Origin of the sequence: Polaromonas sp., from assembly GCF_039930745.1 — a bacterium.
Lineage (GTDB): Bacteria > Pseudomonadota > Gammaproteobacteria > Burkholderiales > Burkholderiaceae_C > Polaromonas.
Genome location: NZ_JBDTTH010000122.1, coordinates 1 through 8,812, shown reverse-complemented (window position 1 = coordinate 8,812; position 8,812 = coordinate 1). Strand labels below are relative to the sequence as shown.

The window sequence follows — 8,812 nt, the reverse complement described above, 5'->3', positions numbered from 1 at the left end:
CCTTGGCTTCGGAGGCCAATACTCTATCCACTGAGCTACAGCCGCAATGCTGAAATGACGGTCCTGACCCACTTTGCATGCGTCGGGACTTCGCAGGAGCCGGCTCTGTGAGCCTGATCCTGTGGAAGTGGTGGATTCTACCAGCCGGGGCCGGCCGCCCCGGTCCGCAGAGAGGCCGCAGCTATAATCGAAGGTTGTCGAATATGAGTTGCTTTAGTTACCGATTTTCAGTTTTTTGAGGAAGCCATGAGCGCAAACGATCACACGACGGCCCACGAAGAAGACCACTCTGGCCCCATCAAAACACCCCAGCAGCTGCTGCTTGCCGTTCTCTTCTCCTTTGTCGTTCCTATTTTTGCCATCATTGCGCTGGTTTATTTCGTCACCTCTGACAACAAACCGGCGGCTGGCACAGGCGACCTTGAAAAAGCCATTGCGCAGCGCATCCAGAAAGTGGGCACGGTTGAAATTCGCGATGCCAACCGCCCGCTGAAACCCGGCAATGAAGTTTACGCGGCCCAATGTGCGGCCTGCCACGCCGCTGGCGTTGCTGGCGCGCCGAAGTTCGGCGACGCCGCAGCCTGGGGTCCGCGCATCCAGAAGGGTTTTGCCGCCCTGCTCAACTCCGCACTTAAAGGCAAGGGTGCCATGTCCCCCCAAGGTGGCGGTGAGTTTGACGATGTTGAAATCGGCAAAGCCGTCGCGCACATGGCCAACGCTGCAGGTGCAAAATTTCCCGAGCCGCAAAAGGCAGCCGTGCAGGCCAGCGCTGCGGAACCCGCCGCGCAAGCAGCACCCGTTGCTGCATCCCCTGTTCCAGCCGCAGCTACTCCATCCGCAGCACCCGTTGCGATGGCCGCAGCGCCAGCCACGGTGTCCAAAGCCGGCGCCGGCGAAGCGCTGTACAAACAAACCTGCTTCGCCTGCCATGCTGCAAGCGTCGCAGGGTCCCCAAAATTTGGCGACAAGGCCGCTTGGGCACCGCGCATCAAAACCGGCATTGACGCCCTGACCGCCAGTGCGATCAAGGGCAAGGGCGCGATGCCACCCAAGGGCGGCTCCAGCGCCTCCGACGCCGACATCCGCGCGGCCGTCGAATTCATGGTGAGTGCAGCCAAATAAGCTGGCCTTTGCACGCACCCCAAAAAGCCGGTCAGTGACCGGTTTTTTTATGTCAAATACGACTCCAGCCCTTGACTGACGGGCGCAAGCAGCTCCTGAATCAATAGCATCATGTCGATGTTTTTCGGCCCGCTGCCGGACTGCGGACGTAGGAGAAACGACGCGGCAAGTCGCTCGTGGTCACCTCTGCGGGCACCCACAGGCCCTGCTCAATCGCATCAGACGCCTGCACCATGTCCTGGGTATGCACCAGCCCGAAACCCAGGTCGGTTTCGAGGTAGACGCGGCCATGTTCATCGAGAATGCAGCGCTGCACGCGCGCGGACCGGCCAGTGTGCGCCGTTACGGAGAAATCAGGCGCATTGCCGATGCGCCAGACCAGCGGGGTCGCTTCGAGTTCGACATACACGCGTTGCGGGCCATTCTGGAAAAACCACTGGCCAGCCGGGTCGCTTTCGTAATTGCGGGCAATGAAGTCGATCAGCTTGTCGTGCTTGAGCAGCGACCCCTTGCCGGCCGCCGGACCACCGGCAAAAGGGCCTGCGGCCTGCGCCTTGTCATCGCGCATGTACCAGTTGCCGCGCGCGTCCAGTCCCAGCCAGCCGAAGCAGTGAGGCACATTGGGCCATTTGGCGATGGCCTGTCGAACAATGTCATCCATGCGGTTTATTTTGCTCCGCATCGATCTGCGCCGTGAAAAACCCGCACACTGCCTCGGGCATGGCGCGCACATGGCCCGGAAAGGGTGCGGAGGGAAACCCGACGTGTCCGCCTTCACGCGGCTGCCAGAGGGTCACGGCCGCACTCACATCGGCGGCCTGCGGCAGGCTCGCGGCGGGGATGAAGGGGTCGTTGAGCGCATTGAGCGCCAGTGCAGCGACCGTTATGCGGCGCATGTGCGGCTTGGCCGAAGCGCGCGTCCAGTAGTCTTCCGTATTTTTGAACCCATGCAAAGGTGCCGTGACGATGTTGTCGAAGGCATACAGGTCGCGGGCGGCAAGCAGCGCCTCGGCGCTGAACAGTCCGGGGTGCTGCTCGAGCTTCTTCAGCGCCTTGGGCACCATGGACCGCAGGAACATGCGGGTGTACACCAGCCGGTTGAAGCCCTGGCCGATCGCATGGCCGCTGGCTGCCAGGTCCAGCGGCGAGCAGACCGAAGCCACCGCTGCAACCACGTTGGTGGCCGCCTGCCCCATCTCGCCAGCCCAGCGCATCAGGGCATTGCCACCCAGCGAAATACCGACGGCAAACAGCGGGCCGCGATGCAGTGTGCGAAAGCGATGCAGGATCCAGTCGATCTCTTCGAAGTCGCCGGAATGGTAGGCGCGTGGCGCGCGGTTGAGCTCGCCTGAACAGCCGCGAAAATGCGGCACGGCGCAGGCCCAGCCACGAACGCGGGCCACATCGGCAAAAGCTTCGGCGTAATGGCTGGCCGACGAGCCTTCCAGGCCATGGAACACCACAAGCAGGGGCACCTGACCTGCTGCAGTTCCTGGATGGGCATGCTGCGCAAAGTCAACATCGACAAAATCATCGTCAGGCGTGATCCAGCGCTCGCGGCGAAAGCTCGGCGCCTCGCCCAGGTAACGCTGCGAACGCAAGGCGGCATAAATCGTCTGCAGGTTGCCGCCGGGCAACCACCACGGCGCGTGGTAATGCATCACGGCTGCGGCCTCACTCAGTGCAGCACCTGCGGGCTGTCCGAGATTTCCTGCATCTCGCGCGGCGTGCCGGGGCTGGTGTGGTGCGCCACCATGCGCCAGCCCTGCGCGGTCTTGTGATAGACGTTGGTGGCAATCACGTAGGCGTGAACGGGGCCTTCTTCGGTCATCACTTCAATGCGTTCCAGCACACTGTGGACGCTGGAACTCATGGCTTCAACCTTGCGGACTTTTTCGGCATGAGCACGGATGCTGCCATTGGCAAACATGGCGTCAAACGCAGCGCGTATGGCGGCCATCCCCACGAGCCGGGGCCCGCCTGGGTGGACACAGACAATGTCGTCCTCGTCGGCCCAGCAGGCCATGAGTTTTTCGATGTCACCGCCTTGCAGCGCCTCGTAAAAAGCCGCTTCAATGTCATCGGCGCTGCCGTTGTTCGCCTGGGAAACTTTGGGTTTTCGCATGGAATCATTCAGAGGATGAACGCTCGGCCGCACTGGATGGCCGACCCGTATTAAGCCACGCCCGCACCACGCCGTGCATGTCTTGCGCCTGGCTTGCCTGCCAAAGCAATTCCGGTGCCGCCACATGAGTCCCCGCCGGCAGCGCCCTGAGAACCAGGTCCACAAACTCGGCCAGCTTTGCGGGGCGCACCGGCTGTTCGCCGGCCGGGATCATGTATTTGAGGGTAGAAAGCATCCAGGCGGCCACATTTTCCGGAAACCCCAAGCGCCCCTGCGCGGACGGCTTCTGCGCCGAACGCACCAGCAGAACACGTTCAAAGCCCAGCGCGGCCACCTGCTGTTCGTCGATGCTGGCCAGGCCGTGGCGCAAACCCTGGGGCAGGCGCCCCGGCGCGTGCGGCAGCACCAGCACCAGGGTCTGGACACCACATCGTCTGAGCCACTGCGCCAGCGCGAGCAGCTGTTCCGGCTGCGGCGTCCACAGTGCACGCTCGCGATCGTGGTACAGCCGGGGGGGCTCGAACATCACCACGCCTGTCTGTGCTGGCAGCGGACAGACCGGCCAGGCCGCGATGTCCTCTCCCCGCACCGCCGCAATCGCTACCTGCGCCAGACCGGTGTTCATAGGTTCACGCGCCAGCACCTGGGTATGGGCAAAGCCGCCACTGCCCGCCAGCCGGCGCAAGACTTCGCTGCCGAGTGCGCCCGTGGCGCCAGCCACGATCAGCCCTGCCTGGGCGCTGCTGCGGGTGGCCGGCCTGAACGATGCCTGCAGGGCTTGCAGCGGGGTGGGGGACTGGGGGGACGAAAGGGAACAGGTGGAGTGCAGCGACATTCGACTATGGTAGTGTGGCGGCTTGCATTTTCTGGAGGCTTGTCATGAAATCACGTTTTTTCGCCTGGGTCCTTGCCGGCCTCTCTGCCCTGTTGCTGTCCGGCTGCGGCTACAACAACTTCCAGAGCCTGGATGAACAGACGAAGTCGGCCTGGTCGGAGGTGCTCAACCAATACCAACGCCGCGCCGACCTGGTGCCCAACATCGTGGCCACGGTGAAGGGTGAGGCCAATTTCGAGCAGGAAACACTGACCAAGGTTGTGGAAGCCCGGGCCAGGGCCACCTCGATGCAGGTGACCCCGGAGACCCTGAACAACCCCGAAGCTTTTGCGAAATTCCAGGCGGCGCAGGGCGAGCTCAGTTCGGCTCTGTCGCGACTGCTGGTGGTGACGGAAAATTACCCCAACCTCAAGGCCAACCAGGGCTTCCAGGACTTGCGCGTGCAGCTCGAGGGCACAGAGAACCGCATCGCGGTGGCACGCAACCGCTACATCCAGGCGGTGCAGGCCTACAACGTGCTCACGCGCAGCTTTCCCACCAACCTGACCGCCATGGTCTTCGGCTACTCGGTGAAACCCGGCTTCACCGTTCAGAACGAGGCGCAGATCTCCGCGCCTCCGACCGTGGACTTCAACAAAAAATAAGCAGCCACCGTGGCAAGCCGCTGGATCGGAGCTATGGGCACGGACTGGGTGAACCGGTGCGTGGGCGTGTTGCTGGCGGGCTGCTGCCTGGCGGGAGTTGCACAAGCCCAGGACCTGCAGCCCATCCCGCCGCTGACGGCCCGCGTCATGGACAGCACCGGCACGCTGGATGCCGGGCAGATCCAGGCCCTGGAAACCAAGCTGGCGGCCTTTGAGAAAGCGCGCGGCACGCAAGTCGTGGTGCTGATGCTGGCAAGCACCCTGCCCGAGGACATCACCGACTACACCCAGCGCGTCGGTGACGCCTGGAAAATAGGGCGCAAGGATGTCGGTGATGGAGTCTTGCTGGTGGTCGCAAAAAATGACCGCAAGGTCCGCATTGCCACCGCCAAGGCACTGGAAGGCGCCATTCCCGACCTGGCGGCGCGGCAAGTCATCGACCGTGCCGTCACGCCGCGTTTCAGGCGAAACGATTTTGCCGGCGGCCTGGATGCCGGGGTCGACCAGATCATGGCGCGCATCGCCGGCGAAAACCTGCCGCTACCCGACGTCGACGCTGGCAAACCTGCAGCGCCGGGCTTCCAGTGGACGGATCTCGCTGTTTTCCTTTTCTTTGCAGTGCCGGTGGGCGGCCGCGTGCTGGCCGGCATGTTCGGGCGCAAGGCCGGATCGCTGGTCACCGGCGGAGCAGTCGGTTTCCTGGCCTGGATCGTCACCTCCAGTTTGTTGATTGCCGGCGCAGCCACTGTCGTCGCCATGCTGTTTGCGCTGGTTTCCAGTGTGGTGCCCACCGGCCGGCGCGGCGGCTTCTCCGGTTGGGGCGGCCACACGGGTGGCGGGGGCTGGAGCAGCGGTGGAGGCGGCGGAGGTTTCAGTAGCGGTGGCGGCGGTAACTTCGGCGGCGGCGGCGCGTCCGGCAGCTGGTAGGGAGCGACCATGGGCCTTTTTCTCTCACGCCTCCTCAAACACCTCTGGCTGGATGAGGGCGACACGCGCCGCGCCATTCCGCCCGATTTGCTGGAGCGCTTGGCGCAGCGCGTGGCCGCCAGCGAAAAACGCCACAGCGGCGAGATCCGCATTTGTGTGGAAGCCGGACTGCCGCTGAGCTACCTGTGGCGACGCGCCAGCCCGCATGACCGGGCGGTGAGCCTGTTTGGCAAGCTGCGCGTCTGGGACACCGAGCAGAACAACGGCGTGCTGATTTACCTGCTGTTGGCCGACCACGCCATTGAAATCGTCGCCGACCGCGGCTTGGCCCGGCATGTGAGCCCGGCGCAGTGGCAGGCCACGGTGGCACGCATGGCCCAGGCCTTCAGGGAAAAACGGTATGAGGACGGGTTGACGCAGGCGCTGGAAGAAACCTCGGCACTGCTAATGGCGCACTTTGCCATCGACGGCGTGCAGGACCCAGCCCACAATCCCAACGAGTTGCCTGATACGCCCTTGCTGCAATAGCCAGGCGGGCGTCAGGCGACACTGGTCACGCCACTTCAGGGCGCCAGAACCACGGCCAGTACAAAAAGAGCAGCCACCGCAAGCACAGCCCGCGTCAGCCAAGCCTTGCGGGCGCGCCTGGCCTTGCGCTCTGGCGATGCTTCTTCCCATGTCAGGCTATCCAGGAGACTGTCCATTTCGCACCTCATTGTTGACCTCTACCCGTCGCAACAATAAGAGGGCAAGCCACTCCATGGCTGTCATTTAGCGTGTCCAGTTGTTACCTTGCCCTCCCTGATACAGCGGCGGAACCCAAAATGCTCCACATTTGATAGCTGCCTGTACCCGCCGTATATGGGCTGAAGGCATATTTTTCTTGAATGGATGGAGCAAGCGGTATCCACATGACGAAATGAGAACGTGGCGTGGCAACCACTCCGGCGGCAGGATTTGTCAGCGCGCCAAGGCAAAAAGCAGGGGCTGCCAGATTGCGTGCTGGCGGCGATCCGCACTTTACCGCCCGGTCCATCGGCGCCACCTTCTGTTCGCTGCGCACGGGTTCGTGGATCTCCCGGCGACATTCCATAAAAAAACCGGTCTCAGGGACCGGTTTTTCATGATGCACTGGCGTTTATTTTTTCTGCCGATACTTACGCAAAGCCGCAATCTGCGCGGCCATCACGGCCAGCTCGGACTGGGCCATCGCAATATCAATATCGGTCTTCGCGTTTTTCAGCGCTTCCTCGGCGGCGGCCTTGGCGACGCTGGCCTTGGCTTCGTCAAGGTCCTTGCCGCGAATGGCGGTGTCGCTCAGCACGGTCACGCAATTGGGCTGCACTTCAAGCAGGCCGCCGGCGACGAAAACGAACTCTTCCGTGCCATCGGCCTTTTCAATACGCACAGCACCAGGTTTGATGCGGGTGATCAGCGGCGTGTGGCGCGGGTAAATGCCCAGCTCGCCCGCCTCACCCGGCAAAGCCACGAACTTGGCTTCGCCGGAGAAGATGGACTCCTCCGCACTGACAACATCGACGTGGATGGTGTGTGTGGTGTCCATGGCTTAGACCTTCTTGGCCTTCTCGAAGGCTTCGTCAATCGTGCCGACCATGTAGAAGGCCTGCTCTGGCAGGTGATCACACTCACCGGCCACAATCATCTTGAAGCCGCGGATGGTCTCAGCCAGGCTGACGTACTTGCCGGGCGAGCCGGTGAACACTTCAGCAACGTGGAAGGGCTGGCTCAGGAAACGCTGGATCTTGCGGGCGCGGGCCACGGCCAGCTTGTCTTCAGGGGCCAGTTCGTCCATGCCCAGAATCGCAATGATGTCGCGCAGTTCCTTGTAGCGCTGCAGCGTACCCTGTACGGCGCGGGCCGTGTTGTAGTGGTCCTCGCCGACCACGGCGGGCGACAGCTGGCGGCTGGTCGAGTCGAGCGGGTCCACGGCAGGGTAGATACCCAGCGAAGCGATGTCACGCGACAGCACCACGGTGGAGTCCAGGTGGGCGAAAGTGGTGGCAGGCGACGGGTCGGTCAAGTCATCGGCAGGAACGTAAACGGCCTGGATGGAAGTGATGGAGCCCACCTTGGTGGAGGTAATGCGCTCTTGCAGGCGGCCCATTTCTTCGGCCAGCGTCGGCTGGTAACCCACGGCGGAAGGCATGCGGCCCAGCAGCGCGGACACTTCGGTACCGGCCAGCGTGTAGCGGTAGATGTTGTCCACGAAGAACAGCACGTCACGGCCTTCGTCACGGAAGGACTCGGCGATGGTCAGGCCGGTCAGCGCCACGCGCAGACGGTTGCCTGGGGGCTCGTTCATCTGGCCGTAAACCATCGCAACCTTGGACTCGCCGAGGTTCTCGAGGTTCACCACGCCGGAGTCGGCCATCTCGTGATAGAAGTCATTGCCTTCGCGGGTACGTTCACCCACACCGGCAAACACGGACAGGCCCGAGTGCGCCTTGGCGATGTTGTTGATCAGCTCCATCATGTTCACGGTCTTGCCGACACCGGCGCCGCCGAACAGACCCACCTTGCCGCCTTTGGCGAACGGGCAAACCAGGTCAATCACCTTGATGCCGGTTTCCAGCAGTTCCTGCGAAGGGCTCAGCTCGTCGTAAGCCGGGGCCTTGCGGTGAATCGGGGCCGTCAGGGTCTGGTCGACCGGGCCGCGCTCGTCGATGGGCGCGCCCAACACGTCCATGATGCGGCCCAGGGTCGCCTTGCCCACAGGCACGGTGATGTTGGCATTGGTGTTGTACACCATGTTGCCGCGGCGCAGGCCGTCGGACGAGCCGAGCGCAATGGTACGCACAATGCCGTCGCCGAGCTGCTGCTGCACCTCAAGGGTCAGCGCGGAGCCTTCCATCTTGAGCGCGTCGTAAATCTTGGGCATCTGGTCGCGCGCGAACTCAACGTCAACCACCGCGCCGATACACTGAACAATCTTGCCTTGAGCTTGAGCCATGACTGGATCCTTTTCCGTTCTTTAAATCTTGTAAATCTGGGCGCGGCTTAAACCGCTGCAGCACCGGCAACGATTTCCGAAAGTTCTTTCGTGATCGCCGCCTGACGCGTTTTGTTGTAAACCAGCTTGAGCTCGCCAATCACGCTGCCGGCGTTGTCGGTGGCGGCCTTCATGGCCACCATGCGGGC

General features: G+C 62.8%; 12 protein-coding genes. 4 read left to right on the top strand and 8 right to left on the bottom strand.

Going from position 1 to position 8,812, the window contains the following annotated elements:
* Positions 1-246: 246 nt before the first annotated feature.
* On the top strand, positions 247-1,122 hold the full coding sequence (locus ABI660_RS21690; RefSeq protein WP_348072042.1) for a c-type cytochrome: 876 nt from the start codon (positions 247-249) through the stop codon (positions 1,120-1,122).
* 109 nt (positions 1,123-1,231) lie between these two features.
* Here the strand turns inward: ABI660_RS21690 and ABI660_RS21685 are convergent, their stop codons facing one another.
* Genes ABI660_RS21685 through ABI660_RS21670 form a run of 4 tightly spaced genes read right to left on the bottom strand, consistent with a single transcriptional unit; the run spans position 1,232 to position 4,082 of the window.
* Complete coding sequence (locus tag ABI660_RS21685) at positions 1,232-1,783, bottom strand: DUF2946 family protein (protein WP_348072040.1); 552 nt, start codon at positions 1,781-1,783, stop codon at positions 1,232-1,234.
* Positions 1,776-2,783, bottom strand: coding sequence for an alpha/beta fold hydrolase (locus ABI660_RS21680; protein ID WP_348072046.1), 1,008 nt, complete (start codon positions 2,781-2,783; stop codon positions 1,776-1,778). The genes ABI660_RS21685 and ABI660_RS21680 overlap by 8 nt, the downstream gene beginning before the upstream one ends.
* A 17-nt stretch (positions 2,784-2,800) precedes the next feature.
* Positions 2,801-3,247, bottom strand: a complete 447-nt coding sequence (locus ABI660_RS21675; protein WP_348072038.1) for a nuclear transport factor 2 family protein — start codon at positions 3,245-3,247, stop codon at positions 2,801-2,803.
* Between the two features lie 4 nt (positions 3,248-3,251).
* Positions 3,252-4,082 (bottom strand): hypothetical protein, encoded by an 831-nt coding sequence (locus ABI660_RS21670; RefSeq protein ID WP_348072037.1) that lies wholly within the window; start codon positions 4,080-4,082, stop codon positions 3,252-3,254.
* Between the two features lie 44 nt (positions 4,083-4,126).
* On the opposite strand from ABI660_RS21670, the gene ABI660_RS21665 reads away from it, so the two are divergent.
* Genes ABI660_RS21665 through ABI660_RS21655 form a run of 3 tightly spaced genes read left to right on the top strand, consistent with a single transcriptional unit; the run spans position 4,127 to position 6,181 of the window.
* Positions 4,127-4,726, top strand: a complete 600-nt coding sequence (locus ABI660_RS21665) for a LemA family protein (RefSeq protein ID WP_348072035.1) — start codon at positions 4,127-4,129, stop codon at positions 4,724-4,726.
* 33 nt (positions 4,727-4,759) lie between these two features.
* Positions 4,760-5,653: a TPM domain-containing protein gene (locus ABI660_RS21660; RefSeq protein ID WP_348072033.1), complete on the top strand. Its 894-nt coding sequence runs from the start codon at positions 4,760-4,762 to the stop codon at positions 5,651-5,653.
* Positions 5,654-5,662: 9 nt separating this feature from the next.
* Entirely contained in the window at positions 5,663-6,181 is a 519-nt protein-coding gene (locus ABI660_RS21655; RefSeq protein WP_348072031.1) for a TPM domain-containing protein, read from the top strand.
* 35 nt (positions 6,182-6,216) lie between these two features.
* Here the strand turns inward: ABI660_RS21655 and ABI660_RS21650 are convergent, their stop codons facing one another.
* The 4 genes from ABI660_RS21650 to ABI660_RS21635 all read right to left on the bottom strand — a co-directional run.
* Complete coding sequence (locus ABI660_RS21650) at positions 6,217-6,357, bottom strand: hypothetical protein (RefSeq protein WP_348072029.1); 141 nt, start codon at positions 6,355-6,357, stop codon at positions 6,217-6,219.
* Between the two features lie 434 nt (positions 6,358-6,791).
* Positions 6,792-7,217: a F0F1 ATP synthase subunit epsilon gene (locus ABI660_RS21645; RefSeq protein WP_348072027.1), complete on the bottom strand. Its 426-nt coding sequence runs from the start codon at positions 7,215-7,217 to the stop codon at positions 6,792-6,794.
* Between the two features lie 3 nt (positions 7,218-7,220).
* Complete coding sequence (atpD, locus tag ABI660_RS21640) at positions 7,221-8,624, bottom strand: F0F1 ATP synthase subunit beta (protein ID WP_348072025.1); 1,404 nt, start codon at positions 8,622-8,624, stop codon at positions 7,221-7,223.
* 47 nt (positions 8,625-8,671) lie between these two features.
* A partial coding sequence (locus tag ABI660_RS21635; RefSeq protein WP_348072044.1) for a F0F1 ATP synthase subunit gamma occupies positions 8,672-8,812 on the bottom strand: 141 nt, incomplete at its 5' end.

Excerpts from the sequence above, each read along its gene's own strand:
- ABI660_RS21690 (WP_348072042.1), top strand. The coding sequence starts at position 247 with ATGAGCGCAAACGATCACACGACGGCCCACGAAGAAGACCACTCTGGC.
- ABI660_RS21685 (WP_348072040.1), bottom strand. The coding sequence starts at position 1,783 with ATGGATGACATTGTTCGACAGGCCATCGCCAAATGGCCCAATGTGCCT.
- ABI660_RS21680 (WP_348072046.1), bottom strand. The coding sequence starts at position 2,783 with ATGCATTACCACGCGCCGTGGTGGTTGCCCGGCGGCAACCTGCAGACG.
- ABI660_RS21675 (WP_348072038.1), bottom strand. The coding sequence starts at position 3,247 with ATGCGAAAACCCAAAGTTTCCCAGGCGAACAACGGCAGCGCCGATGAC.
- ABI660_RS21670 (WP_348072037.1), bottom strand. The coding sequence starts at position 4,082 with ATGTCGCTGCACTCCACCTGTTCCCTTTCGTCCCCCCAGTCCCCCACC.
- ABI660_RS21665 (WP_348072035.1), top strand. The coding sequence starts at position 4,127 with ATGAAATCACGTTTTTTCGCCTGGGTCCTTGCCGGCCTCTCTGCCCTG.
- ABI660_RS21660 (WP_348072033.1), top strand. The coding sequence starts at position 4,760 with ATGGGCACGGACTGGGTGAACCGGTGCGTGGGCGTGTTGCTGGCGGGC.
- ABI660_RS21655 (WP_348072031.1), top strand. The coding sequence starts at position 5,663 with ATGGGCCTTTTTCTCTCACGCCTCCTCAAACACCTCTGGCTGGATGAG.
- ABI660_RS21650 (WP_348072029.1), bottom strand. The coding sequence starts at position 6,357 with ATGGACAGTCTCCTGGATAGCCTGACATGGGAAGAAGCATCGCCAGAG.
- ABI660_RS21645 (WP_348072027.1), bottom strand. The coding sequence starts at position 7,217 with ATGGACACCACACACACCATCCACGTCGATGTTGTCAGTGCGGAGGAG.
- atpD (WP_348072025.1), bottom strand. The coding sequence starts at position 8,624 with ATGGCTCAAGCTCAAGGCAAGATTGTTCAGTGTATCGGCGCGGTGGTT.